The sequence below is a fragment of the Sphingobacterium lactis genome, assembly GCF_011046555.1.
In the GTDB taxonomy this organism is placed as follows: Bacteria; Bacteroidota; Bacteroidia; order Sphingobacteriales; family Sphingobacteriaceae; genus Sphingobacterium; species Sphingobacterium lactis.
In genome coordinates, this window is sequence record NZ_CP049246.1 from 2,975,874 (window position 1) to 3,002,751 (window position 26,878).

At 42.9% G+C, this 26,878-nt stretch carries 26 protein-coding genes; 9 read left to right on the top strand and 17 right to left on the bottom strand.

Annotated features, from left to right (window positions below):
* Window positions 1-465: 465 nt before the first annotated feature.
* From G6N79_RS13045 to fbaA, 8 genes are all read right to left on the bottom strand, one after another.
* Window positions 466-2,763, bottom strand: a complete 2,298-nt coding sequence (locus G6N79_RS13045; protein ID WP_103905317.1) for a GH92 family glycosyl hydrolase — start codon at window positions 2,761-2,763, stop codon at window positions 466-468.
* 73 nt (window positions 2,764-2,836) lie between these two features.
* Window positions 2,837-3,811 carry an NAD(P)H-quinone oxidoreductase gene (locus tag G6N79_RS13050; RefSeq protein ID WP_103905316.1) on the bottom strand — a complete coding sequence of 325 codons (975 nt, stop codon included), beginning with the start codon at window positions 3,809-3,811 and terminating at the stop codon, window positions 2,837-2,839.
* Window positions 3,808-6,543 (bottom strand): TonB-dependent receptor, encoded by a 2,736-nt coding sequence (locus tag G6N79_RS13055; protein WP_103905315.1) that lies wholly within the window; start codon window positions 6,541-6,543, stop codon window positions 3,808-3,810. The genes G6N79_RS13050 and G6N79_RS13055 overlap by 4 nt, the downstream gene beginning before the upstream one ends.
* A gap of 149 nt (window positions 6,544-6,692) precedes the next feature.
* Complete coding sequence (locus G6N79_RS13060; protein ID WP_103905314.1) at window positions 6,693-7,220, bottom strand: ferritin; 528 nt, start codon at window positions 7,218-7,220, stop codon at window positions 6,693-6,695.
* A gap of 163 nt (window positions 7,221-7,383) precedes the next feature.
* Window positions 7,384-7,746, bottom strand: coding sequence for a DUF6686 family protein (locus G6N79_RS13065; protein WP_103905313.1), 363 nt, complete (start codon window positions 7,744-7,746; stop codon window positions 7,384-7,386).
* A 382-nt stretch (window positions 7,747-8,128) separates the two neighbouring features.
* Window positions 8,129-8,470 carry a ribosome hibernation-promoting factor, HPF/YfiA family gene (gene hpf / locus G6N79_RS13070; protein ID WP_103905312.1) on the bottom strand — a complete coding sequence of 114 codons (342 nt, stop codon included), beginning with the start codon at window positions 8,468-8,470 and terminating at the stop codon, window positions 8,129-8,131.
* Between the two features lie 13 nt (window positions 8,471-8,483).
* Complete coding sequence (locus G6N79_RS13075) at window positions 8,484-9,365, bottom strand: tyrosine-type recombinase/integrase (RefSeq protein ID WP_103905311.1); 882 nt, start codon at window positions 9,363-9,365, stop codon at window positions 8,484-8,486.
* Between the two features lie 284 nt (window positions 9,366-9,649).
* Complete coding sequence (fbaA, locus tag G6N79_RS13080; protein WP_103905310.1) at window positions 9,650-10,729, bottom strand: class II fructose-bisphosphate aldolase; 1,080 nt, start codon at window positions 10,727-10,729, stop codon at window positions 9,650-9,652.
* 178 nt (window positions 10,730-10,907) lie between these two features.
* Between fbaA and G6N79_RS13085 the strand changes: the two genes are divergently transcribed.
* From G6N79_RS13085 to G6N79_RS13100, 4 genes are all read left to right on the top strand, one after another.
* The gene (locus G6N79_RS13085; RefSeq protein WP_103905309.1) at window positions 10,908-11,252 is read left to right on the top strand and encodes a Spx/MgsR family RNA polymerase-binding regulatory protein; all 345 of its coding nucleotides are present in this window, start codon (window positions 10,908-10,910) and stop codon (window positions 11,250-11,252) included.
* Window positions 11,253-11,258: 6 nt separating this feature from the next.
* A complete protein-coding gene (locus G6N79_RS13090) occupies window positions 11,259-13,223 on the top strand; it encodes a M1 family metallopeptidase (protein WP_103905308.1) in 1,965 nt (654 codons plus the stop codon).
* A 2-nt stretch (window positions 13,224-13,225) separates the two neighbouring features.
* On the top strand, window positions 13,226-13,930 hold the full coding sequence (locus G6N79_RS13095; RefSeq protein ID WP_146060571.1) for a hypothetical protein: 705 nt from the start codon (window positions 13,226-13,228) through the stop codon (window positions 13,928-13,930).
* A gap of 104 nt (window positions 13,931-14,034) precedes the next feature.
* The gene (locus G6N79_RS13100; protein ID WP_103905306.1) at window positions 14,035-14,685 is read left to right on the top strand and encodes an NAD(P)-dependent oxidoreductase; all 651 of its coding nucleotides are present in this window, start codon (window positions 14,035-14,037) and stop codon (window positions 14,683-14,685) included.
* 12 nt (window positions 14,686-14,697) lie between these two features.
* Here the strand turns inward: G6N79_RS13100 and G6N79_RS13105 are convergent, their stop codons facing one another.
* Window positions 14,698-15,249, bottom strand: a complete 552-nt coding sequence (locus tag G6N79_RS13105) for a DUF1543 domain-containing protein (protein WP_103905305.1) — start codon at window positions 15,247-15,249, stop codon at window positions 14,698-14,700.
* Between the two features lie 60 nt (window positions 15,250-15,309).
* Here G6N79_RS13105 and G6N79_RS13110 point away from each other — a divergent pair, with 60 nt between their 5' ends.
* The 3 genes from G6N79_RS13110 to G6N79_RS13120 all read left to right on the top strand — a co-directional run bounded on the left by G6N79_RS13110 (window position 15,310) and on the right by G6N79_RS13120 (window position 17,134).
* The gene (locus G6N79_RS13110) at window positions 15,310-16,206 is read left to right on the top strand and encodes a serine hydrolase (RefSeq protein ID WP_103905304.1); all 897 of its coding nucleotides are present in this window, start codon (window positions 15,310-15,312) and stop codon (window positions 16,204-16,206) included.
* Window positions 16,207-16,301: 95 nt separating this feature from the next.
* Complete coding sequence (locus G6N79_RS13115; RefSeq protein ID WP_103905303.1) at window positions 16,302-16,736, top strand: RrF2 family transcriptional regulator; 435 nt, start codon at window positions 16,302-16,304, stop codon at window positions 16,734-16,736.
* An 11-nt stretch (window positions 16,737-16,747) separates the two neighbouring features.
* Entirely contained in the window at window positions 16,748-17,134 is a 387-nt protein-coding gene (locus tag G6N79_RS13120; protein WP_103905302.1) for a group III truncated hemoglobin, read from the top strand.
* Window positions 17,135-17,217: 83 nt separating this feature from the next.
* On the opposite strand, the gene G6N79_RS13125 is transcribed toward G6N79_RS13120, so the two are convergent.
* The 4 genes from G6N79_RS13125 to kduI form a co-directional block, all read right to left on the bottom strand.
* Complete coding sequence (locus G6N79_RS13125; protein WP_103905301.1) at window positions 17,218-18,456, bottom strand: glycoside hydrolase family 88 protein; 1,239 nt, start codon at window positions 18,454-18,456, stop codon at window positions 17,218-17,220.
* Window positions 18,457-18,551: 95 nt separating this feature from the next.
* Entirely contained in the window at window positions 18,552-19,322 is a 771-nt protein-coding gene (locus G6N79_RS13130) for an SDR family oxidoreductase (protein WP_103905300.1), read from the bottom strand.
* Between the two features lies 1 nt (window position 19,323).
* Window positions 19,324-20,436, bottom strand: coding sequence for a DUF4861 family protein (locus G6N79_RS13135; protein WP_103905299.1), 1,113 nt, complete (start codon window positions 20,434-20,436; stop codon window positions 19,324-19,326).
* Window positions 20,437-20,443: 7 nt separating this feature from the next.
* Window positions 20,444-21,289 carry a 5-dehydro-4-deoxy-D-glucuronate isomerase gene (gene kduI / locus G6N79_RS13140; protein WP_103905298.1) on the bottom strand — a complete coding sequence of 282 codons (846 nt, stop codon included), beginning with the start codon at window positions 21,287-21,289 and terminating at the stop codon, window positions 20,444-20,446.
* A gap of 232 nt (window positions 21,290-21,521) precedes the next feature.
* Between kduI and G6N79_RS13145 the strand changes: the two genes are divergently transcribed.
* A complete protein-coding gene (locus G6N79_RS13145; RefSeq protein WP_103905297.1) occupies window positions 21,522-23,099 on the top strand; it encodes an MFS transporter in 1,578 nt (525 codons plus the stop codon).
* Here the strand turns inward: G6N79_RS13145 and G6N79_RS13150 are convergent.
* Together G6N79_RS13150 and G6N79_RS13155 are read right to left on the bottom strand one after the other, a co-directional pair.
* Window positions 23,080-24,105 carry a LacI family DNA-binding transcriptional regulator gene (locus G6N79_RS13150; RefSeq protein WP_103905296.1) on the bottom strand — a complete coding sequence of 342 codons (1,026 nt, stop codon included), beginning with the start codon at window positions 24,103-24,105 and terminating at the stop codon, window positions 23,080-23,082. The two genes, G6N79_RS13145 and G6N79_RS13150, sit on opposite strands and share 20 nt — an antisense overlap.
* Before the next feature lie 94 nt (window positions 24,106-24,199).
* The gene (locus G6N79_RS13155; protein WP_103905295.1) at window positions 24,200-24,733 is read right to left on the bottom strand and encodes a thioredoxin family protein; all 534 of its coding nucleotides are present in this window, start codon (window positions 24,731-24,733) and stop codon (window positions 24,200-24,202) included.
* 73 nt (window positions 24,734-24,806) lie between these two features.
* Here G6N79_RS13155 and G6N79_RS13160 point away from each other — a divergent pair, with 73 nt between their 5' ends.
* Window positions 24,807-25,262 (top strand): hypothetical protein, encoded by a 456-nt coding sequence (locus G6N79_RS13160; protein WP_103905294.1) that lies wholly within the window; start codon window positions 24,807-24,809, stop codon window positions 25,260-25,262.
* A 206-nt stretch (window positions 25,263-25,468) separates the two neighbouring features.
* On the opposite strand, the gene G6N79_RS13165 is transcribed toward G6N79_RS13160, so the two are convergent.
* Window positions 25,469-25,900, bottom strand: coding sequence for a hypothetical protein (locus G6N79_RS13165; RefSeq protein WP_103905293.1), 432 nt, complete (start codon window positions 25,898-25,900; stop codon window positions 25,469-25,471).
* A 543-nt stretch (window positions 25,901-26,443) separates the two neighbouring features.
* The gene (locus G6N79_RS13170; protein ID WP_146060570.1) at window positions 26,444-26,875 is read right to left on the bottom strand and encodes a hypothetical protein; all 432 of its coding nucleotides are present in this window, start codon (window positions 26,873-26,875) and stop codon (window positions 26,444-26,446) included.
* Window positions 26,876-26,878 lie beyond the last annotated feature (3 nt).

Here is a 26,878-nt window from a genome sequence, read left to right on the forward strand (position 1 = left end):
ATAATAACTGAAATAAATTCAGGCCTATTTGTTTTTTAGTAGATAGTAGTTAGTATGAAGTATTAAGACCTATGGGTGCGGGAAAGGTTATGGGGGGGGTGTTCTTGTGGAGATTTGGAGATGTGGTATAATAACAGTGATAAATTCAGACCTCTATTTTTTTAGTAGGTAGTTGTTAGTATGAAGTATTAAGACCTATGGGTGCGGGAAAGGTTATTAGGGGGTGTTCATGTGGAGATTTGGAGATATGGTATAATAACTGAAATAAATTCAGGCCTGTTCGTTTTTTAGTAGGTAGTAGTTATTATGAAGTATTAAGACCTATGGGTGCGGGAAAGGTTATTGGGGTTGTTCATTTGGAAATCATGGACGAAAGGGACCAAATGGGAAGGTGTTTTTTTTGATGGAATCATATAAATAAAAAGGGCGAACTGTTGAAGTTTGCCCTTTTCTTATGTTGTTTGACTATTTGTCGTCCTTACTCATGGAGAATGGTAGGTCTGCTTTGTTCACTCCCCTTTGCTTGTTGGGTTCTGCGCCCATATCAAATGTGAGGTTGGCACCTTTGACCAGTTCGCTATGGTTCAAGAAGTTCTTTGTGTAGTTCTTGCCGTTCCATTTCAGGTTCTGGATATACCGGTTCTGATCGGAGTTGTTTTTAGTTTCGATCTGAATGGTTTTCCCGTTGCTCAGGTGCATGGTGATCTTATCGAAAATCGGAGAACCGATGACATACTCATCCGTTGCCGGTGTAACCGGATAGAATCCCAAAGCCGAGAATACATACCACGCTGAAGTCTGTCCGTTGTCCTCATCCCCACAATATCCATCAGGGTTGGGAGAATACATTCTGTTCATGGTTTCACGAATCCAATATTGTGCTTTCCATGGTGCACCTACGTGGTTGTATAGGTAGATCATGTGTTGGATCGGCTGATTGCCATGCGCATATTGCCCCATATTGGCGATCTGCATTTCACGGATTTCATGGATCGGGAATCCATAATAGCTGTCGTCAAAAACCGGTGGCAAGGTGAATACAGAATCCAACTTAATTTCCATCGCCTGGTGGCCTCCCATTAACTTCGCCAATCCTTCAACATCCTGGAAGACCGACCAACTGTAATGCCAGCTGTTCCCTTCCGTAAAGGCGTCACCCCATTTGAAGGGATTAAATGGATTGGACCATGATCCGTCCTTATTCTTGCCGCGCATCAATCCAGTTGCTGGGTCAAACAGCTTCTCGTAGTTATACGCTCTTTTCTTGTAGAGCTCTTGATCTTCCTTTGATTTACCCAATGCTTTTGCCAATTGATAAATGGAAAAATCATCATAGGCATATTCCAGCGTACGAGCTGCATTTTCATTGATCTTGACATCATAAGGTACATACCCCAATTCCTTATAGTAATCGGCACCAGCACGGCCCACAGCGGTTAAGGGGCCAGCATTATTGGCACCATGAAGCACAGCTTCATATAAGGTCTCGATATCCTTGGATCGAACGCCTTTTACCCACGCGTCCGCCACAACCGAAGCCGAGTTATTACCGACCATCACGTTCCGCAATCCAGGGCTTGCCCATTCCGGCAACCAGCCGCTTTCCCGGTAGGCATTTGCCAAACCTTCCTGCATCTTCAGGTTCACCTCCGGGTACATGAGGTTCAAGAACGGAAATAAGGCGCGGAAGGTATCCCAGAAGCCTGTATCCGTGAACATATACCCCGGCAACACTTCGCCATTGTATGGAGAATAATGCATCACATTTCCGTTGGCATCGATTTCATAGAACATGCGCGGGAATAATAGCGAACGGTAAAGGGAAGAATAGAAAATACGCATCTGATCGATCGTACCACCTTCTACCTGAATCTTACCCAACTCCGTATTCCAAATATCTGCGCCCTTCTCTACCTGTTCATCAAAGGTAACACCGTCCAATTCCTTCAGGTTAAGCTCGGCCTGTTCCGGACTTATAAAGGATGATGCCGCTTTCATGAGTACCTGATCACCGGCATTGGCGTTCTGGAACCCGACGATCGCACCGACATGGTCCGCTTGGATCTTATAGCGGCCGTCCGTTAGCACAGAGTCCGCAAAGGTTGCCACGTTCGCAAATGGCTTATCAAAGGTCATGACGTAATAATTCTTGAAGTTCTTAGGCACTCCCCCGCTGTTCTTGGTGCTGTAACCAATGATCTTCTGCTCTTGGGGAATAACTTCAACGTAAGATCCCTTATCGAAGGCATCGATCAACACGTAAGCTGAATCTGTCTTTGGGAAAGTGAAACGGAAGTAGGACGCCCTTTCTGTCGGCGTCAGCTCTACTTTGGTATCATAATCCGCCAAATAGACCGAATAGTAATGCGGTCTGGCCACTTCAGCTTTGTGGGAGAAATAGCTGGATCGCTTGTCCTGGTCAAAGGTTTTATTGCCGACCATGGCCATAATGGAAAATTGACCGTAGTCGTTCATCCATGGAGATGGCTGATGCGTCTGTTTTATACCACGGATTTTCTCAGCGGTATAGGTGTACATCCACCCGTCACCCATCTTACCTGTCTGTGGGCTCCAGAAATTCATCCCCCAAGGCAAAGCCACGGCAGGATAGGTATTTCCGCTGGACAGGAAATACGTTGATTGGGTTCCCACCAAGGTGCTCACCAAATCCAAAGGCTTATCCACCTTCCCGATTTTCTGAGCAAAACCCGAAAGAACGGTACCACCAATCAAAACTGCTGTCACAAGAAATTTTAAGTTCATATGTTTTTGAATAGGTTATTATCAATAGGCTAAATATAGGAAAAAATTTAGCACGTCGGTAAGCTAAATACTTTTAGCTTTTCATATTGAGCACTATTTTGCCATATTGATCCGCAGTTTCAAAATAGGCATGTGCTTCCGAAACGGCCGAAAGTGGATAAACCCGATTGATCAGCGGCTTAAATTCACCACGCTCAATCAAGGGTAAAACATGTGTTACAACAGCGCGAGTTAGTTGGGTCTTGAACGACTTATCCCGTGCACGCAAGGTAGATCCCGTTATGGTGATTCGCTTTTGCATCATCTTTAACAGGTTCAACTCCACTTTTGCTCCCTGTACGGCATTGATGTGGACTAACCTCCCATCGGGACGAAGGATATCCAAATGTTTGGCAAAGTAGTCACCGCCAATGCTATCCAATACTACATCGACTCCCGACTCTTTTAATACCGATGCGAAATCCTCTTCCTGATAGTTCAGCACTAGATCAGCACCCAAGCTTAGTGCAATCTCCTTTTTCTCCGCAGAACCCACCGTAGTAATCACCTCCGCGCCAATCGCCTTGGCCAGTTGGATGGCTGTTGTTCCGATCCCTCCAGTACCTCCATGAATCAATACGCGTTCATTTTTGGCCAAGTGACCACGTTCGAAAAGATTATGCCATACGGTATAGGTGGTTTCCGGAATTGCAGCAGCTTCTTCGAAGCTTAGCATTTCAGGCTTCAGGATGCAATGGTCGGCTGGTACCACTGCCTCCGTGGCATATCCACCACCCGCCAGCAAGGCCATCACAGCATCTCCAACTTGCAGATCTTCTACTCCTTCACCCACCTCCTGCACGATTCCGGAAATTTCAAGCCCAGGAATATCAGCAGGAACGCCTGACGGTGCCGGGTAATTCCCTTTACGCTGGAAAACATCGGGCCGGTTGATGCCTGCCGCAGCTACGGCAATCAACACCTCCCCGATCCCTGGTTTTAACCCCGGAAGTTCGACCACGTCAAAGACCTCAGGGCCGCCAAATCCGTTCATTCTTGCTGCTCTCATCGCTGTTTCTTTGGAAATGATTGTAATCGTAGGTTCAAGGAAAGCATAAAATAACGCCCCAACCTGTTGTTCCTGGACTCAAAGACGTCATTACCCACATATTCAGTCAATACACCCACATTCTTGTTCTGATCCATCAGGTCGTTGCATTGTAAGCGTACCGTAGCTAATCTATTCTTTAAAAAACTGTACTGCACGTAGGTATTTATGATCGTCGGGTTTACATCGCTCAATTCACGGACATAACCGTCATAGAATTTCTGAGACATTTCTGCACCCAACATCCATTGGTCGTTAATATAACCACGGCCGGCCAAACTCAAAAGAAAGGAATGGGCGGCAATCTCATTTTTATAGGGCAGGTCATATACGGCCCGGTTCAGGAAATAATTCGTATTGAAGACCGATTCAAAATATTCACTCCAGTTGTACCGAAGCTGAAGATTCTGGTTGTACAGCAACTGCTTGGTCGTGCTCTGTTCATGATTGACAAAGGATAGGTTGTTGTAATAATCCAGGTTCCCCAATATATTCAAGCTGAAATCATCGTTGAAAATAGGTGAGTCAAACTGATAGCCCCATTTCAATTCGTAATATCCATCGGTGTTCTCAAAGGTCGTTTGCTGAATGGTTTCATTCGCAAGAGAGAACTTCGAGCCGACAATTTTATTGGAGATAAAGGTGTAGGAAAGATCCGTCTGGAAATATTGCATCCTGTTCGGAATAAACTTACTGAGGGAAGCGGCAAATTTATTGGAAAATTCTGCCTTCAGGGATGGATTCCCCACAATAATATTCCGCGAGTTGGTGGTATTGCGCACAGGCGAGATATGTAGGAAATTCGGCTGTATGGTCATCCCCAAATAGGAAAACAAAACCTCATAGTCGTTCTTGAACTTGTAACGAATGGTGGTGGAAGGCACCAGATTGACATTGTCATAGTCATACAGCGTGGTATCTCCCTGCACCCTTCCCTGCAACATGACGGGTTGGACCGTAAAATCCATATTGACCCGAAAACGCTTGTTGGGTTCGTACTGGTAATTCAGACCTGTCTTAAAAGATTTGAATTCATAGGCATAATCCAAGCCGAGGGAATCTACGAGTCCACCGTCAAGTGATAGCGGATCATAAACAAGGCGCCTGGCTTCGATCCTATTGATTTCCATATCGTGTTTCACCTCCAGCAAGCTGTTTTCGAAAAACGGCTCCACATAGGAAATGGAGGCATTTATGCCCGACATATCGTTCTTGGAGTCCACATATTGGCGCTGCTGGAACCTCCGAATGGTAGGTTCAGTGGTGGTGGAATCGTAACTGATAAAGTTCTCCAGGATAAAATCATCCTTGGTGGTCGATTGGTAGTTATACTTAAATAATCCCACTAATCTTCTGCCCTTTTTCTCGAAATGTTTGGAATAGATCATTTCCAGGGTAGCCGTAGGGGTACTGCTGTTGGTGGTATCCTGGCGATGGCCGACGTCACGGATTTTTCGGTTGGAAAGTGCAGATTCCTTGAATATCCGGTTTACACCGTAAGAGTATCCCAGTTCAGGACGAATGGACAATTCATCGTTATTCTTGAATTTCGCCTTGAAATTCAATTGCAGGCGATGGATGTTATCATCGGTCTTACTGAAGAAGTTCTCTCGTTTATTGATCTTATAATCCGAATAGGAAGAAGTCATTAGGGAGCTACCCTCCGTCTTGTTCTGTTTGTTCTGATAATTATAAACGCCGGAGATGCTCATGCGGCTACCTATGGTATCCACAAAAGAAAGGTTGAAATTGGACACCCGGTTCAGACCGTCGGCCTGATCGGAAAAATCCCCGACATCCGTCAGGTCAGCCGAACGGCTATTGCTGCCATCGGGACTACCAAAGCTGAACAGATTGGTATTGGTATTGTTCATGGAACCGATAATGGAAAGCTGCCTACCGTTATCATACCTATTGATCCCCAAACTGGCGATATACCGATCCAGAGTTCCCGCTCCAGCCGTTGCATTTCCAAAGATTATCTGTTTCTTATCATCCTCCAGGACGATGTTAATTATTTTTTCAGGTTTGGTATCCTTAATACCTTTTGCTGCCGCGAGCTCGCCATAATCATTGATCACCTCGATCTGCCGAACGAAATTGGAGGGTAGATTCTGCGTCGCCGTGAGGAGGTCTCCGCCAAAAAACAGTTTGCCATCCACTTTTACCCCTTTGATGGGCTCACCATTGTAGAACGTGGTACCATCGCGAAGCACTTGGAATCCGGGCAATTGCCGCAAGGCCGCCTCCAACAAAGAATTGGGCGGAATATCAAAGCCTTTTAAGTTAAACTGAATGGTATCTCCCCGTTCAATTATGGGAATCACCCGGACAACACGCACCTCAGGGATTAAGGTGGTCTGGGTCTGCATGGTCACCTGCGGAATAAATTGCTGATTGATAAATGGATTCGCGGACACACTACGGCTTACAATCTGAAAACCCAACATGCTGTATGTGATATGCAGATTTTTGCCCTGGACATTGTTAAACGTATAGAAGCCATCCTTATTTGTGGACGTGGTCATGCTATCCAGCGAACTGACAAGTCTGACGGAAACACCCTTTAAGCCAAGACCGGTACTGTCCACCACCAACCCCTCTACCGTGCGTGATGGCGTTTGTGCAAATGCCGATGCGATGCTGAACAAACTCAGCACATGAATAAGGACAATTAAAATTTGGCTTCGCACTATCTAAATTCGACTTAATTAAGTACCTATACGTACATTACCCTCAATAAATTGAAATTTAACATTAAAACGTTATAACTTAAAATTATTGTATAAAAAAACGGGTTAAAATTAGATTTTAACCCGTTTTTTCCTTAAAAAAGGCAGTATTATTCGCCGTCGAAAGTTACCTTCACCAAATGACGGTCAATTTCCCAACGTCCTGTACCTTCTTCACCAATAACATCGAACAATTCAAGAATGCGTCTCGCCACATATTCTTCTTCCACTTGTTCTTCCAAGAACCATTGGATAAAGTTGAATGTTACGAAGTCTTTCGCTTGGAAACATTTATCAGCAATTTTGTTGAACTGCTCAGTTACGAACATTTCTTGCTCCAATGTCTGTTCGAAAACACCTCTGAAGGATTCGAAGTCAACAGGTACATTCGTAATCTCTGGAGAGATGGAACGACCACCACGTGCTGAGATGTAGTTGAAGATCTTCAACATGTGCTCACGCTCTTCGTTGGATTGCTTCGCGAAGAATGCAGCAGCATTATCCAAACCTTGATCGTCACACCATGCAGACATCGCTAAATACAATGCTGACGCATGACCTTCAATTTTAACCTGTGCATTCAATATGGTCTCGATATCTTCTGAGATAGAAGTCTTTAATTTCAATAGATCTTTCATAATATTTTCCTTAATGTGTAATTGCAAAAGTCTTTATCGACTTTCAACAATACAAAGATAAGGTCAACATTAGGAAAAGTAATGAAAAATCTGCAATACAAATTCAGTCTAAATTAGCCGTATTAACCGCTAATCTATTTAGAATCAGTATAATTACAAGTAGTTAAAAAGTAAGGGAAAGGCTCCTCTTCAAGCAGCTACGGATTTCGGAATTCAGCTCGATCATAAACTTGGCGCCGGCAAGCAAATCACGTAATCTGACAATATCTTCTACATTCAGGATAAAGATATGCTCCGTACGAAAAGGCATAATAATCTCAAAATCAAAGGAACGGGCAGAATTGGAAAGCATCATTTCCAAGTCAATGGCGTCCACACGCTTCTTGAACTGAAAAAAATCACGCACTGAAAAAGCAGTCGTTGTACCCATAAAATCCAACCAATAACAGTTTTTACGGCTACATTGATAAACCGCTCCGGACTCCGACTGAAACACTTCTTCAAAATTCGCTAATGGACAAATCATGACCTATTCTTTAATTTGGAACAAATCTAAATATTATTCATAATTAATCCAAATAGAAATGAGATGTGAGAATTGAGATTTGAGATATCAAGGGTGGGAATTGGGGTTGAATAGTGAGATGTGAGTATTGAGATGTGTAAGGATTAGTATTGAGATGTGAGTATTGAGATTTGAGATATAAAAATTAATTCCACCCCTATATCCTCCACATGTTTCATATCTCAAATCTCACATCTCATATCTATCACGTCATATCTCACATCTAAAAATCTAGATATAATTATTTCCACCCCTGTATCCCCCACACTGTCTCATATCTCACATCTCACATCTCACATCTAAAAATCAAAAGGCCCATTTTTGGATGGGCCTTTTGATTTTTTTAGAATTCTTCTTCTTGATTCAGAACTTCTTTATGATTGCTGAGGTTTCCCCTCGTTTTCGTTTTATGTTTATTTATTTGACGCCTAATGGATTCTATGGCGATGTCTGTTGCTTCCTCAAAACTTTTGGCCTGGGCCTTGGCAAATAATTGGTTACCTGGGACATTAAATTTCAATTCGACTACCTTATTCGCTTCATCATCAACATTCTCCAATCGAAGATAACATACACCCTCAATGATGTTATCTAAAAACTGATTCAACTTTTCAGATCTCTTCTTAATGAACTCGATTAGCTTACTGTCAGCATTAAATTTAATAGATTGCACTGTAATGTTCATTTTTCCTCCTTTTTTAAGCCTTTGGATGGGCTTGTTTATAAATTGATTTCAAACGCTCTGCTGAATTATGCGTATATACTTGTGTCGCAGACAACCCAGCATGTCCTAATAATTCCTTGATTGCATTTAAGTCCGCGCCATTGTCCAATAAACTGGTGGCAAAGGTGTGTCGCAGTACATGCGGACTTTTTTTCTGTTGGGAAGTAATCATGCCCAAGTATTTCTTTACGATCTGATAGATCAACTTGGGATAAGCATCCTTTCCTACTTTGGTAACGATCAAATAAGGAGATTTGTTTTCCAGACCGGCTTCATTTTTTATGCGCTGGTACCGCTGTAACTCCTCCAACAAAGTTTGATGTACGGGAACAAAACGCTCCTTGCTCCTTTTTCCGAATATAAGTATTTTTTTATTGAATAAATCAATATCTGAAGCCTTTATTTTTAACAGTTCCGACAGACGGATGCCCGTACCGAACAATAATTCCATAACGATAAAATCGCGCACCTGCTCAAATCCCTCACCCTCATCCTGCATCCGGTCAAGCAATTTGACAAGCTTATCCTTTTCTACGACAACAGGAAGTTTCTTGGGTGTCTTCATGGATTTGATCAGACCCATCGGGTTCTGCTCCACCAACCCCTCACGCATCAGAAATTTGTAGAATGACTTTAAGGAAGATATTGCTCGGTTTACAGAAGTTGCCTCCTTCCCTCTTTCCTTCAACTGAGAAAAGTAAAAACGCATAAATCGATAATCCACTTCAGCAAATGGAACTCCTTCTGCTTCCATAAAATCCAATACATCCTGAATCTCCCGCTCATACGCAATGATCGTATGCGCCGAATAACGCTTTTCAAATTTGAGGTAATTGATAAATCGATCCTTAAACATCGTTCTCCATTTACTTTAGGTAATATTAAGGAATATAATCTATAAAAAGTATGACCGCCATCAGGTTTTAACGGAATTATGATAAAAAACAGCACATAATTACTGCCAGACAAATAGGGTCGTTGGGGAGTGCCCTAGTGCACCCTATCGAATGGTGTGCCGGTTCAGGATAAATTGGCCTTACGGTTGTTCCATTCCACATAAAAGCCCCTCCATATGCTACTGATATGAAGGGGCCTTATATAAATATGGTATCACTTTATGGTAATAAAGCGATTATTTAATTACAGTTTGCTATTGGAATCAACTGCGTTCAATTCTTCGAAAGCTTGTTTCAAGCGCGTAACAAAAGCTTCCTCACCTTTACGCAACCAAACACGTGGATCGTAGTATTTTTTGTTAGGTGAGTCTTCGCCTTCCGGGTTACCGATCTGGCTCTGAAGGAAATCATGGTTCTTCGCTTCATAAGCTCTTACGCCATCCCAGAATGCCCATTGCATATCTGTATCGATGTTCATTTTGATCGCACCGTAGGAAATAGCTTCCTCGATTTCCGCTGGAGAAGAACCTGAACCACCATGGAACACAAAGTTTACTGGTTTCTCAGCTTGTAAATTGAATTTCTCGCGGATATATTCTTGGGAGTTGTGCAAGATTACAGGCTGTAACTTAACGTTTCCTGGTTTGTATACACCATGCACATTACCGAATGCAGCAGCAACGGTGAAACGATCCGAAACTTGAGAAAGCTCTTCGAATGCATAGGCTACCTCTTCTGGTTGAGTATATAATTTGGAGCTGTCTACATCGGAGTTATCAACGCCATCTTCCTCACCACCTGTTACGCCCAATTCGATTTCAATAGTCATGCCCAGTGGTTTCATGCGCTCCAGGTATTTCTTACAAATAGCGATATTTTCTTCCAAAGGTTCTTCCGAAAGATCCAGCATATGTGAAGAGAACAAAGGCTTGCCATGCTGTGCGAAAAATTTCTCTCCAGCATCCAATAACCCGTCGATCCATGGCAACAATTTCTTCGCTGCGTGATCCGTATGCAAGATAACTGCAACACCGTAATGCTCTGCCAATAAATGAACGTGCTGCGCTGCGGAAATTGCTCCCAAAATACACGCTTGCAAATTATCGTTATTCAACGATTTACCAGCATAGAATTGTGCACCACCATTGGATAATTGAATGATAACTGGCGAATTGACAGCCTTTGCTGTTTCCATTACGGCATTGATCGAATCCGTACCGATAATGTTAACCGCAGGCAAAGCAAATTTATGCGCTTTCGCTACCTCAAATAGCTCCTGTACTTGATCTCCTGTTAATACTCCTTTGAAATCTTTTAGGCTCATAGTCTTTTTTCTAATTTTTCAATAATATCAATAAAGATAATCTATTTTTATCAATTGATAAAATATAGTGTAAAAAATACACTATCATGAATTTTCCCTTATTCCCTTCCTACAGGCTACAATTAAATTATATTTGATATCTTTAGCTGAATATATTCAACACAAAAACCATATTAAAATGCTTCAGGTTTACGGAATAAAAAACTGTAATACAGTAAAAAAAGCCATCGATTGGCTGACGGAGAACAACAAAGAATTTACCTTTCACGATTATAAAAAGGAACCCGCTACTCTTGAAAAGCTTCAAGAATGGGAAAAAGAAGTCTCGTGGGAGCAGCTTCTAAATAAAAAAGGAACGACCTGGAGAAAACTCACCCCTGAAGAACAAACAGCGATTACAGATGCGGAGTCCGCCAATGCTGCTTTGTTGAACAACAACAGCATGATCAAAAGACCGGTGATCGAGTCGCCCAAAGGAATCCTTGTGGGTTTCGATGCGGAAGAATATAAAACCAAATTATAACAACATATGAATAGATCTATAGTAAAGCTTTCTTTAGCCCTCTGCCTATTGTCTGCCGGGTTCCAAGAGACCTCTTTTGCACAGACCAAATCGGAAAGTGTATATGATTACAAAGAGGCCTTCAGACCTGGTTTTTACAATACGAATGGCAATGTGTATCGGTCAGCTTCTGGAAAACCCGGCCATGAATATTGGCAGAATGCAGCGAGCTACGATATTAAGGTCAGCTTGGATGATAAAACCCGCCAAGTTAAGGGTACTGTGAAAATCATGTACACCAATAACAGTCCTGATCAATTGGATTTTATATGGCTTCAGTTGGAGCAGAACTTATTCAACCAAAGTTCCATCGGTCAAGCGGTTGTCCCGATGACAAACAGCCGATATGGCGATTCAGCCACGGACTTTAATGGTGGTTATGCCATAACCAATGTGACTGGTGGTGGCAAAAAGGATGTCAAGTACAGCATTAACGACACGCGTATGCGTATCGATTTACCTACGCCATTGGCACCGAAAGGTGGTAAAACGGAAATCACGATGGATTTCGCGTACACCGTTCCGGAATACGGCGCTGACCGCACCGGTATTTTACCGACGGAGAACGGCGACATCTATGCAATTGCACAATGGTATCCAAAAGTATCGGTATACGATGATATCACCGGATGGAATGCCCTTCCTTACACCGGACCGGGTGAGTTCTATATGGAATATGGCGATTTCAATGTAGAGATAACAGCACCTGCAAACCACATCGTGGTCATGGGCGGCGAGCTCCTGAACCCGCAGGACGTCTGGACCAAAGAACAACTGGACCGGTACAATAAAGCGAAATCCAGCGATGAAACTGTCCTTATCCGTTCACAGGAGGAGGTGACCAATCCCAATTCGAGACCGAATAAAGGAACGCTGACCTGGAAATACCGTTTGGAAAATGCACGTGATGTCGCATGGGCTTCTTCTAAAGCGTTTATCATCGATGGCGCGCAGATCAACCTTCCTAGTGGAAAGAAATCATTGGCACTTTCTGCTTATCCGAAGGAAAGCAATGGTGGCAATGCCTGGGAGCGTTCGACGGAATACACCAAGGCCTCCATTGAATACTATTCGAAGAAATGGATGGAATACCCTTACCCTGTCGCAGTCAATGTGGCTAGCAACGTAGGTGGTATGGAATACCCTGCCATTGTTTTCTGTGGCAGTAAGGCCAAAGCTGGTAGCCTTTGGGGCGTTACGGATCATGAATTTGGACACATCTGGTTTCCAATGATCGTAGGCTCAAATGAACGCCTTTATGCATGGATGGACGAAGGATTCAACACCTTCATCAACGAACTATCGACAGAAGTGTTCAACAAAGGCGAATACCACCGGAAAATGGGTAGCATGAATTTTGCGGCAAAAGCCTTGATGCACCCGAACTTGGAACCGATCATGGTTTCACCTCAAGGGATGAAAGAGCGTAACATTGGCTTATTAGCGTATTACAAGCCAGGATATGCATTACGCATCCTTCGCGATGAGGTTATCGGTGCGGAACGTTTTGATGCTGCATTCAAGAAATACATCGAATATTGGGCATATAAGCACCCGACTCCTGAAGATTTCTTCAGAACGATCGAAAATGAAACCGGAGAGAACCTGAATTGGTTCTGGCGTGGATGGTTCGTGAACAACTGGCAATTGGATCAGGCAATCTCAGATGTGAGCTACGTGGAATTGGACCCTAAAAAAGGAGCAGTAATCACCGTACAGAACCTTCAGAAAATGGCCATGCCGGTGGTATTGGAAGCGACTTTGGAAAGTGGAAAGAAAGTACGCCATAAATTACCGGTAGAGGTTTGGGAGCGGAATAATTCATGGCGCTTCGTCATGAAAACAGACGAGAAGATTAAAAGTATAACAATCGATCCAGACGAGGTTTACCCGGATACCAACCCGGATAACAATGTGTGGAAAGCAAAATAAAAATGGAAAAAATTAAAGGAATATGTATCGTTGTGGTATTGCTTTGCTGCAATATGGCAGCTTCATTTGCGCAAGAGATCAAGGGTATTGTCTATGACTTGGAAACCAGCAAAAAGCTGGGCGAGGTTGAGATTAAAAACTTAAGGACCAAAGATGTTACCAAGACGGACCTACAGGGAAACTTTAGCATTCCTGGTAAACTGAATGACCACCTGAGCCTGATGGTTCAGGGTTATGACCGTGATACGGCTTTCATCTATCAGGAGGGTGTCAATCGCATCTACCTCGTCAATGACAAATCTGTCCTCACGATTGATGAAATCGTGATCACCAAGATGACCGATAGCCGATTGACACAGGAAATCGAACGTGCCGAAAACAACAGTAAAGCCGTCGAAACGAGTAGTACCCGCGGAGGATTGCGGATCTCCCCTTCCCGTCTTTTCGGCAAGGAAGCCAAGCAAGCGCGCCGGTCTATTGAGATCCTGCAACTGGAGCGGGAAAAGCGAAATGTGGACCGTGTTTTCACGGATGATCGTATCCTGAGTCTCATTCCAATGGAAAAACAGGAATTGCTGCTCTTTAAAGATGGATATCGCCCGACTTATGAATTCGTAAGACAGGCTTCTCCGGAAGATATGACCGCTTACATCATGGATGCTTACGCAAAGTTCAAAAAGAACAAGCAAGAATCACTTAAAAATTAAATCGTATTCCTAAACTATTCCAGCAATAGTTTGTTAAGAAAACAGGTCGTCCCAAGTTGTTTACAACAAGGACCACCTGTTTTTTTTATCATAAATTTTATAAAATGAAGGTAGCATTAATAGGTGCCACGGGTTTTGTTGGCTCCCATATTTTGGAAGAATTGATCCATAGAAATATTGAAGTAACGGCTATAGCACGTGATGTCGAGTCCTTAAAGGACAAAGCAGGTGTTATTGCCATCCAGTTGAATGTGAATGAGGCTGACCAATTGAGTTCTATCCTCAAAGGCAATGACGCAGTGATCTCCGCATTCAATGCCGGTTGGGATAACCCGAATCTATATGACGATTTCCTGTCGGGTTATCGCCATATCCTGACCGAAGTTGAAGAGTCCGGTGTCAAGCGGTTGATCGTTATCGGTGGAGCCGGAAGTCTTTTGACGGATGAGGGCACCAGGATTGTGGATGGAAAGGACTTTCCAAAAGCATTTAAACCTGGAGCATTGGCAGCAGCTGATTTCTATGAAGTCCTGCAGCGTGAAAATGAATTGGATTGGACCTTCTTCAGCCCAGCCATCGAAATGAACAAGGACACCAAGGGAAAAAGAACCGGCAAATACAGAACCGGCATGGATCATCCTGTTGTTGACCACGAGGGACATTCCAGATTATCCGTTCAGGATCTGGCCGTTGCCATCGTTGATGAACTGGAAAACAATAAATTTATAAAGCAGCGGTTTACAGCTGGTTATTAGGCTGTATTTGAACTACTGCGCCAATAGTTTACTGATTTTTAAATAGCCCACTTCCAACCGGTCTTCAGGTAATTCAGCATCAGGTTGCAACTGCAAACTGTACTTTTCCTTGAAGGCCTGTGGAAGCATATCCGTGATTTCATAGATATCATCCACGTCTATACCATATTTATCATCGATATGCGAAGATGTATGGTGCTTCCACCACACCGATTCTTTAGCCTGTTTCGTGGCTTCAGCCAAATTTGACGCCACCACCAGCTGTTTGTAATGGTACTCCTCCATATCTTCGGGCTTGTAACCTCCAAGATTAACAAAATATAATCTCTCTTCAGGTGTATTATCCTCCGCACCACGTTCTACCACCTGAATGCGAAACCCATCAACCTTGGTCACCTTCCGCCAGGAATCAATATGCATCTTCCCTTCAAGTGCAGGCCAAAAGGCATGCAGGGCCGGCACCAATTCTTTTAGTTCTGCTGCAATCCCAAAAAACACATCGTGCTGTTCGGTAAAGCGACCATCCAGTTTTCCGCCGATAACCAGCATAAATAAGTAGTTCATTCGTGGTTCTTCATCATGTAATCCGTAAATTCGAATACATTTTAAATTTAAACCTTATCTATGAAAAATTCAGTTGCATTTTTATTTTTATTGCTGCTCCAAATAGGAAATCTGCATGCTCAGCGAACGGACAAAGCCTTAGAAAAGAAAATTCATGCAGCGATTGCGGAGTTTCAGGGAGAGTTCGCTTTCTACAGCAAGCATCTGAAGCAGCATAAAGAGGTCGCCATCAATGCTGATGAATTGTACCCAACGGCAAGTGTGGTCAAGATCCCGATCCTGGTCGGTGTTTTCCAAAAAATCGCGAATGGAGAACTCCGACTGGACCAACAACTCACCTACCGGGACTCAAGGGCCTATGGAGGTTCTGGCATCATGCAGTTCTATAAGGACAGTACGCAGACCGACCTGGCAACACTTATCGGGTTGATGTTGAGTTACAGCGACAATGTGACCTCCATTTGGTGCCAGGAACTCGCTGGAGGCGGTCTTGCTATTAACCCAATCATGGAATCATTGGACCTGAAATATACCAAAGTGAATTCCAGAACAGCAGGTCGTGAAGAAGATTGGAAAAAATATGGCTGGGGACAGACCACGGCCCGGGAGATGTCACAACTCTTGGAGAAGATTCGTCTCGGTAAAGTGATTTCCCCCCAATATTCGGATAAAATGTACCGTTTTCTGAAAAATCAGTTTTACAACGGCCGGTCCCTATCGCAGTTTCCAGCTGAGATCAATTGCATCAGCAAAACAGGATCCTTGGAAGATGTCCGCACAGAGACTGTCCTGGTGAATGCCCCACATGGTGATTTCGTATTTACGCTACTTACGAAAAACAACAAAGATCAAAGTTGGGACAATACCAATGAAGCAGAAATCCTGACGCGGAAAATTGCCAATATTATCTGGAATCACTATGAAGAAAACTATACACCCTATCCTCCCGTCAATTAGCTAGCTGCTCTAATAATGATATCCATTACTTTTCAACCACTATTCGGACAAATTAATCGCAAATGATGTATCTTTGTATTACAGGATAAAAGACTATGATTTCAAAAGCATGTGAACACGGCATCAAGGCGCTGATTTATGTGGCGACCCAATCCATGGAAAAACACCGTGTCAAGATTGGCGAACTGGCCCAACATACGGGAACCCCTGAAGCATTTACAGCTAAAGTATTAAGTAAGTTAGCTAACGATAACTTATTGAATTCCATAAAGGGTCCTTTCGGAGGTTTTGAAATGACGGAATCCCAAATCAGAAATACAACGGTTTCCGATGTAGTAAAATCTGTGGATGGCGATAAGCTTTTTGTAGGCTGTGCATTGGGATTGGAATCATGTAATGACGACCGCCCCTGTCCGATGCATGCCCACTTTGTACAGATCAGAACGGACCTCAAGAACATGATGGAACAGACCAGCATCTATGATTTGGCAATGGGTCTTAAGTCCGGGGAAACCATTTTAATTCGATAAACAACAAGCAGATGGAACGTGAGGATATCAAAAATTTAGCGGACATCCAGATTTTGGTGGATACCTTCTACGATACTATCCGAAAGGACCAATTACTGGGTCCTATTTTCGATGGCATTATACAAGACCGTTGGCCAGAGCACCTGGAAAAAATGTACCGCTTTTGGCAGACGGTGTTGCTGGAAGAACACACATATTATGGAAGTCCATTTCCACCGCATGCAAAAATGCCCATCCAAAAAGAACATTTTGACCGGTGGATCCAACTGTTCACCCAAACTGTAGATGCACTCTATACCGGAGAAACTGCTGATCGAGCAAAATGGCAGGGAAATAGAATGGCGGAGATGTTCCAGTTCAAAATTCAGCATCTAAACGGAATGAACAACTTGGTTTAAGCTATAGATATAACATAAAAAGACCCTTTGTCAGGGTCTTTTTATGTTAATACACAGTCTTTTAAAATGCCTAATGCAAATTATTACTTTATCACCGTTTCACCATTCAGCATACGCTGATACCGCAGCAAGGCCTCCACATAATAATAATCAGCATAGGTTAATGGGACGTCTACTTCAGAATTTAATGGCAGGGCTCCCACGCTATGCAGCAATAAGAACCCTCCGTTTTCCCCTTTTTTAGCGAAATAGGTCGGTGAGGATAGATTCTTCAATAACGTCTCTGCCTTCTTCAGGTATTCAGCAGATTCATTTCCTTTGGTATATAATGATAATTCCAATAATGCCGAAGCATATAGCGCACCTGCTGAAACATCCCGTAAATCTTTATTTGCATACATCTTATCATCTGTCGGAATCTTGTCTTTATCGAAATCCCAATATGGAACCAAATCCTCGGGCAGATTAGGGCTTTTCAAGATATACTTCGCTATGTTTCTTGCTTGGTTCAAGTATTCTTTCTTCTTGGTTTCGCGGTACATCATGGTATAGCCGTACAACGCCCAGGCTTGACCACGCGCCCATGCAGACTCATCGAATGCGCCCTGATGTGTCTTCTTCTCATTTACTTCCCCCGTTTCGGGATTATAATCCACAACATGGTACGAACTGTAGTCTTTTCGGAAATGGTGTTTTATGGTTTTATCGGCATGCTTAATCGCCATTTCGCTATATTTTGGATTTCCAGTAATCTTGCTCATCTGCATGAGAAACTCGAGGTTCATCATGTTATCAATGATTACAGGATATTTCCAGGTGCCATGGTTCCATGATTTAATCAAATTCACCTTGGGGTTGAAACGGCTGGCCAATGATTCCGCCCCGGTTGCCAGGATGGGTTCATATTTGGCCGAATCCCCTGTCAGGCGCAATGCATTTCCGAAACTACAGAAGAGCATAAAGCCAAGATCATGCGTTCCTTTGTTATACTGTTCCTTTTCGAGGTGCTTTAATTTTGCGACAGCCAGATCCTGCAGCTCCTGATCCTTATTTGCTTCGGACAGCAACAGCAACGTGCCTGGATAGAAACCAGAACACCACCATGTGGAATTGGAGAACTTTGGTTGATTTTTTTCAAAGGTTTTGGGAAAGGCATCCTCCGGTGTCAATGCAGCCAGCACACGTATCTGTTCACCTGACGCTTTCAATTGATTGTCAATAAATGACTTATCCAAACTTAACTTTTGTTTCGTTTGCGCCTGTAAGGCCGAGGTCCCGAGCATGGCAAGCAGGCCACAGACCACTAATGGAATCTTTTTCATCTAATTTTTGGTTTTATTTTTTAAGGTTTTTAGGGTTTATTTTTAGGTTAGCAACACGCCACTTGGATTCGGCGGCGTGCTGCTCGATGGAAGTTTTATCTTCCCATCCAACCGCCATCAACGGTTAGGATGGTGCCATGTACATAGTCAGACGCTTTCGAAGCCAGAAATATCGCCGGTCCTTTAAAATCCTCCGGCTCACCCCAACGGGCAGCAGGAATTCGGTCAAGGATTGATTTCGAGCGATCGGGATCATTCCTTAAAGCTTCCGTATTATCGGTTGAGATATAGCCTGGCGCAATAGCATTGACATTTACGCCCTGAGATCCCCATTCGTTCGCCAAAGCCTTGGTCAGGGAAGCGATGGCACCTTTCGATGCCGCATATCCCGGTACATTTATCCCTCCCTGGAACGACAGTAGCGATGCCGTGAAGATAATTTTTCCCGACTTGCGCTCCAGCATCCTTTTTCCCAGCTCTCGGCTGAGGATAAATTGCGCATTTTGATTGACCTCGATGATCTCGTCCCAATAGGCATCAGGATGCTCGGCGGCAGGTTTACGCAGGATATTCCCCGCATTATTGAAAAGAATATCAATGACAGGATGCTCACGTGTCAAGGTATCAATAAACGAATAGAGCGCATCCCTGTCTGAAAAATCACATTGGTATGCTTTGAACGATCTACCCAGCGCTGTAATGCTTTTTTCTACCGCAGACCCCGAAAGTTCCAGGGAATGCGAAACGCCGATAATATCAGCACCTGCCTCAGCAAGACCTTCCGCAATGGCTTTACCAATTCCTCTTTTACAGCCTGTTACCAAGGCCACCTTACCTGTTAGGTCAAATGATTGTATAGTAGACATCTTAATTAAATTTAACGTGTAATGGCTTTTCTAATTTTATGGATTCATCACGAACAAAGGTTTTCCATTGTTCTGCATTGGCTACGGTTCCCTCCCGATCCCAAGCTGCACCATTGTAGTACACAAACGGCTTACCGTTCCTGATATCCGTTTCGACTAGGAACTGCGCTTCATCATTTGCGTGAAGTTTATGCTTCCCTTTTGGCAGAATCAATGCAATTCCCGTATGCCCATTCTCCTGCACATTTGGCTCCCAATAACTGAGCGTCCTTTTTTCAGGGTTCCAGCCATAATTCGGTTGCTGTTCCTTTCTTTTGGCAATTCCAAGAACAATACGCGTTACTTTCTTTTCCGAATTATCAAGCTGTACCGATATTTTATTGAAATGTGAACCTGCATCCAATTGAATGGTTTTCTTCAAAGCAATGGTTTGACCGTCAAAATCCTGAGGATCATAGTTGAGCACAAAGGTTGTTCGCAACGGTCCATTGTCCAGAATCTGATAATTTCGGTAATGTTTGGTATACTGTAATTTATCTTTTTCAAAAATTGCTAAATCACCGGCCCCTAAAGTATTACCTACACTGTAGTAATCCAATCCTTCACCATGATCGCGGTGGTAATCTTCACTTTTGTACCAGCTATTGATCACCAGCTTATCGGTACGTTTTGCCCAATAATCCATCCCCTGAGCATCGTCTGCTCTTCCTTCCAACGCTTTCCCGTACATACGGAACCCAACCTTATCGTTCTCCCAGGCAAAATCATCATAACGCTCCGGAACATATCGAGCATACGTCTTTGATGGGGTATGCAACGGCTTGCCGGCCTCCACCTTGTATTCCGACGACGACCGATCTGCGACTTCTACCAGAATCAGAATGTTCTGCGCTTGGTTTTCGCCTCGATATTCCACCTGATGGACAATTAGGTTACCTGCATGATCCTTTACCACAAAATTCGTATCAAGGCCAAATTCATGTTGAAATTGGGCATACGGAATGCTTATCACCTCCTTACGTGGAAGTGCGGTTTCATTTTTAACCGAAAATGTACCCTGTGCCAATGTTACTGTTGCCATGCACAGCATCGCAGGGATCAATAGAGCTTTCATACGCAAATTATCGTATTTCGGTCACTTTAAATGAATCCATATCGTTATAATCCATATTTTCACCGGCCATCCCCCAAATAAAGGAATAATTGGAAGTACCTGCCCCTGAATGGATAGACCATGGTGGCGAGATGACCGCCTGTTCATTATGCATCCAAATGTGGCGTGTTTCCTCACGAGGCCCCATGAAATGGGATACCGCCTGCCCTTCAGGCAGTTCAAAATAAAGATAAACTTCCATCCGGCGATCATGCGTATGCGCCGGCATCGTATTCCATACCGATCCAACAGCAAGCTCGGTAAGTCCCATCTGCAATTGACAGGTCTCTACGGTGGTGTGCAGTAACATTTGGTTTATTGTCCGTACGTTTGAAGTCTCAACTGCCCCTAATTCCAATTTATTGGCATCAGCCTTAGCAATCTTCTTGGTCGGATAGCTGTGATGTGCTGGCGTAGAGTTGAGGTAAAACTTTGCAGGAGCTTTCGGCTCGGCTGAGCTAAAGATCACTTTCTTTGCTCCTTTACCCACATACAAGGCCTCTTTGAAATCCAGTGCATAGGATTCCCCATCCACCTGCACAGTCCCCTGTCCGCCAATATTGATAATTCCCAATTCGCGACGACTCAAAAAATACGGTTCCTTGAGAAGTTCATCTATGGTCTCCAATTCCAGACTCTCGTTCACAGGTTTCGCGCTTCCAGCCATATACCGATCGTAATGCGTATACACAAAATGAATCGCATCATCCTTGAATAGCCCATCGATTAGGAAAGTCTTTCTTAGGTTTTCCGTGTCCATCTGCTTTGATTCATTTGGACCAATAGCAAATCTAGTTTCAAATGTAGGTTTCATATCCCTAAATATACCCTAGAATTCCGCAATAAGCCCATGATATGTACGAAAACGATTGCGACCGTTATGTCAATGGTTTTTTACGAAATCGATTCCGTAAGAAAAGCAGGGATTTCCATTCAAGTATTGATAACATTGGTTAATTATAAACCACAAGAACGCATACCAAATAGTTTCGCCCTGTATAACGGAAAGAACTTGGTTGCATTCCTAGCAGAGACTATACCAACACATGATGAAGAATAGCATTAGCCAGATGAGCAATTATAGATGGAAAATCTGTGCCCTATTATTCGTGGCCACCACGATCAATTATTTGGATAGACAGGTCTTGTCCTTAACCTGGAAAGACTTTATCGCACTGGAATACCACTGGACAAACAACGACTATGGGAATATTGCTGCATTATTCTCCATTTTCTATGCAGTTTCCATGTTATTCGCAGGGCGTTTCATCGATATATTGGGCACGAAGAAGGGGTTCATGTGGGCTATCGGCATCTGGTCGGTGGGTGCTATCCTTCATGCATTTTCCGGGATGTACACTTCGGGGATGCTCACTGGACAATGGTTGGTCGGTTTTTCCGAAGCCGCAGAGATCATCGGTAAAGTAAGCGATATTGCTGCCGTGGGAAGTGTGAGTGTTTCCTTCTTTATTTTTGCCCGTTTTGTTCTGGCACTCGGGGAAGCCGGAAATTTCCCTGCTGCCATTAAAGTGACGGCGGAATACTTTCCAAAGAAAGACCGTGCCTTTGCCACGTCCATATTCAATGCCGGAGCTACGATAGGAGCATTGGTCGCCCCTTTGGTCATTCCGGTTATCGCAAAACATTGGGGGTGGGAATCTTCATTCATTATCATTGGTGGGCTGGGTTTTGTTTGGATGGGATTCTGGCAGTTTATGTACGAGAAGCCTGACGCCCACCCAAAAGTGAATCGCGAAGAATTAGCGTATATCCTGCAGGATGAAGAAGTTGAAGAAAATACCGCAGCAACGGTTGAGGTAAAAAAACCTAAGGTTTCCATATTCAGCTGCTTAAAGCATAAACAGACCTGGGCATTTATTGTTGGCAAATTCATGACAGACGGTGTATGGTGGTTCTATCTGTTCTGGATGCCGGCATACCTCAGCTCGGTATATGGCATAAAATCATCCGATTTTACCGGTCAGATTGCCTTATTCGTGCTATACGCCATTACTTTATTATCGATCATTGGAGGATGGCTTCCAACCTATTTCGTCGATAAAAAAGGTATGGAACCGTATGCCGGTCGGATGCGCGCCATGCTTATATTCGCGGTCTTTGCTTTATTCGTCCTCTTAGCACAGCCATTTGGCTATATATCTTTCTGGGTACCTGTGGTGCTGATAGGCATCGGCGGGGCAGCGCATCAATCTTGGTCCGCGAATCTATTTTCGACCATTGGAGACATGTTCCCAAAATATGCTGTGGCAACTGTGACAGGCATTGGCGGGCTGGCAGGTGGAATCGGCTCCTTTCTCATCAACAAAGGCTCGGGTTCCCTATTTGATTTTGCAGAAAAGAATTGGACAACGATCAACGGAAAACCACTCTTGGAATTATTCCCGCAATTCGCTCAAGCTGATACGGCTGCTGGATTCCTGAAAAGCAACAATGTATCGACCTTGGAAGAATTTCTAAAACTACAGACTACACAAGGGCAATTGGTAGACAACGGATTGGATACCGGGTATATGATTATCTTTACCATATGTGCCCTAGCCTACCTGATTGCTTGGGTAGTGATGAAAATGTTGGTTCCTAAGATTAAGCCGGTGAAGTTCTAGTCGAATTCCGGGGGATAATGATAGGATCCATAATAACTGTTTCCTCTTTCATATCCCCTTCACGTTCCATCAGGTCAATTAGCCGGGAAACACTCTCATATCCCATTTCTACGGCAGGTTGAAATACCGTCGACAGCGATGGGTTCATGCAATCAGCATATTCGGTATTGGCAAAGCCTATGAGGCTAACCGTATCCGGGACTTGCACACCCAATTTCGCAAGAATGCCGAGGGTATGGATCGTCAAAGTATCTGTTGTACAGAGTATACCTATCGGTTCGGTATAGGTCTTCAATCGTTTGTCCAGCAGATGAGTTAGGTTCGTAATTAAATCCTCAGCAGTCTGTCCATATTCGACATACACCACATTTTCAGGCCTATTGGGCAGATAATTGGCCATCAATGCTTTCTTGTAACCCAACAATCGCTTTTGGTTGATGCCGAGATTTTTACCGGTGACCACAAGGATCTCCGTCCTTCCCGCATCGATCAAGTGCTGTGTAGCTTCGAAAGCGCCCTTCTCTGAATTGACTCCTATCTTTGGGGTTTTAATATCAAAGTCTATACGATCGACTAGAATGATAGGACATTTGCCATGGATAGCCTGTAGAAAACGCTCGTTGCTATTTGCACTGGGTGAGATTACAATTCCGCCGACCTGCTGTTGCAACAGTGCATTCAAGGCCTCTTCTTCCATTTTCGCATCTTCCCTGCTCTGCATGAATACAAGGTTATAATGCCGATCCAAGGCGGCCTGCTGTGCCCCTTCCAATATCTGGGATTGAAAAGGATTGGTGATGTACGGGATCACCAAACCAATGGTATTGCTACGACCTGTTTTAAGGCTCTTGGCCATGAGGTTGGGTCGGTACTGCAGCTCTTCAGCCAAAGCCTGAACCTTCACCTTGGTGTCCTCACTGATTTCATGACTGTCATTCAAAGCCTTGGAAACGGTGGAAACGGAAAGGTTCAGCTTCTGCGCGAGCTGTTTTAATGTGATCGACATGGAATAATACTGAAATTTAAGCTAATGGATAGACCTGAATAGCAAAAGGCACCTTACAGATATGACGATTGCCAAGCAAGGTTTTTAAACCATGCTATTTTGAATTCACCGCCTTGGCGCTGCTTTCTTTCAAAAAAGTCATCACCTTAGTCTCGTCATAACTTTTCCCATCTTCCAGATTGCCACTTTCACGCGTGGAAAGTACCTTTCCCTCGCTATCCAACACGATAAAGAAAGGATAGCCATATTCTTTACCCTTGTCTTTGGCATACCGATCAAAAACAGCTTCGTTTTTATTTTCTGGAGACCAGTTTACATGGTAATACAGGAAATTATCCTTGATATAGGCATTCACTGTTTTGTTTTCCTGAATGAATTTATTGAACCTTAGGCACCAGATACACCAATTTCCGCCAGCTTGAAGGATGATATGTTTCTTTTCCTTACCGGCAAGGACTACTAAACTGTCGATGTCCTTTTGGGCATCCGCCTCCGGATGGTAAGGTTTTTCCAAACTCGCCAATTCCGGATTCACAGGCTTGGTCTGCGCAGATGCGCCAACACCAAAACACAGTAAACCTCCCAGCAGCAATCCCGATACGACCCAATTCTTGATTCCGTTCTTCATATTTTTACGTGATAAACACACTAATTTAAAGATTCATCCTTAATTTTAGCCGTTTTACATAAAAAAGATACAATTGTACCACTATTACCTTCTTTTCCATTCCTATTTCCGTTGGGCGGCCATACTTGCCCTATTGTTTCACCTAATCTGGATTGGGTGGAATGCATTGCAGAAGAAAACATTTACAAAGCAGGATTACAACCTGATGCTGGTACTGGTGATAATCTATGATATCCAGCTGGTTCTTGGATGGTTGCTGTTCTTTGAGTCACCAATGGTTTCTGCTTTCTGGAATGATGTAGGTACGCAGGTAAAAAACCGGCAATTGCGTTTCTTTGGCCTAGAACATATGTCCATGATGACCCTTGGCATAATGCTGATCAATTTCTATTCCTTCAAGGCGATCAATATGATTGGGACGACAGCTTTCGGCTACCTATGGAAAAGATTTGTATGGATCGGACTTATTATGCTGGCCTCTATTCCATGGTCCTTCTCCCCACTTACGAGCAGACCGAATTGGCGGTAAAATGGGTAAGAAAGTAATGAATCGGACATTCTTGAATGTTGAGCTAGACATTCAAATTCATATGAAAATTTATAATATAAAGCTGCCCCACCCCTTATTATAATGAATCAGGCAATGGGATAGCTATTAGTCGATTTCATCAATTCGCTAAATAGCATTGGAAAATGAGAATCATATTTTAAAAACTACATTATATTTCAAGAATATCATTGCGCTAATTTTTGCAGTCCATCATCAAATTGATACCTTCTCCATATATTGATTTTCAATTCATGGACTTGTTCCTCACGCACATTTGAAAAATTCCCACGGTGAAATATATTATAAGTACCCCATTTTTGTTTTTCATCCCTACTCTTCATCCGTACTTTTTTCTGATCGGGGAAAATAAAATCAGCAGAATCCAGAATTGAATAATTCAAACCATTGCAATTTTTTGCACCTGAGTACCCTGTCAATTTCAGGGTATCATTGGCATTTAACTTATTTTCAGAAACATCACATCCTCGATGATATAATTTAATAATTACCTCATTATTGCTCTTATTCACTAAATAAAAAAATTCGTCATACTCTGCTAAATGATAGTCAATTATACAACTTGAGAAAAGTAATGGTAGCAAAAATAGCTTTTTCATGTTTCACAAATTTTAACTAAATATTTTAACTAAAAGTAATATTTATTATGATTTTATCACGCTGAAATTAATTTGATAACATTTGCTTAACCCAAAACTTTCCATCATTAAATAGTTTTTAATTTAAGTTTTTCTAAGATGCTCAATATTATTGTTCCTTAGAACCGCTACACCCTTCCTTTGAATCTAGCCTACAACAAAAAAAAATTCCGAGCCTATTGCTAGGCCCGACAGCTTTCGGCTACCTATGGAAAAGGTTTTTATGGATCGGACTTATTATGCTGGCCTACATTCCATGACCTTTCTCCCCACTTACCAACAGACCAAATTGGCGGTAGAGTGGGTATGGGAATAATGAATCAGATATTCTTGAATGTTCAGCTAGACATTCAAATCCATATGAAAATTTATAATATAAAGCTATCCCACCCCATCATAATGAATCAGGCAATGGGATAACTAATAGTTGATTTACATCAATTCGCTAACTAGCACTGGAAAAAGTAAATCATATTTTAAAAACTACATTATATTTCAAGGATATCATTGCGCTAATTTTTGCAATCCATCATCAAATTGATATCTACTCCATATATTGATTTTCAATTCATGAACTTGTTCCTCACGTACATCTAAAAAATTCCTACGGTTAAATATATTATAAGTACCCCACTTTTGTTTTTCATCCGTACTCTTCATCCGTACTTTTTTCTGATCGGAGAAAATAAAATCAGCAGAATCCAGTATTGTAAAATTCAAACCCTTGCAATTTTTCACACCGTCATACCCTGCCAATTTCAGGGTATCATTTGCGTTGATCTTATTCTCATAAATATCACACCCTCGATGATATAATTTAATAATTACCTCATTGTTGCTCTTATTCACTAAATAATAAAATTGGTCATACTCTGTTAAATGATAGTCAATTATACAGCTTGAGAAAAGGAATGGCAAAAAAAATAGCTTTTTCATATT